Source organism: Pseudomonas sp. Kh14 (assembly GCF_900291005.1).
Classification (GTDB): domain Bacteria; phylum Pseudomonadota; class Gammaproteobacteria; order Pseudomonadales; family Pseudomonadaceae; genus Aquipseudomonas; species Aquipseudomonas alloputida.
The window spans coordinates 1-238 of record NZ_OLKJ01000300.1 but is presented as its reverse complement, the minus strand read 5'-3'; the positions used below and the strand labels follow the sequence as shown (position 1 = coordinate 238).

The 238-nt window shown below is 66.4% G+C and carries 1 pseudogene; it reads left to right on the top strand.

The window, feature by feature from the left end:
* A pseudogene (locus FQ668_RS28200) lies at window positions 1–238 on the top strand (biotin-independent malonate decarboxylase subunit beta); the annotation flags it as partial.

Sequence of the window (238 nt, the reverse complement as noted above, 5' to 3'; positions counted from 1 at the left end):
GTGGTGGCACTGATCGGCAGCGGCAACGGCGCCTTCGGTGGCATGGGTATCGTCGCCCGCTGCTGCAGCACGGTGATCATGTCCGAAGAAGGACGGCTGTCGCTGTCAGGCCCCGAAGTGATCGAGACCGTGCGCGGCGTGGAGGAATTCGATTCGCGCGACCGCGCATTGGTGTGGCGGGTGACCGGTGGCAAGCACCGCTACCTGATCGACCAGGCGCAGGTGCTGGTGCCCGATG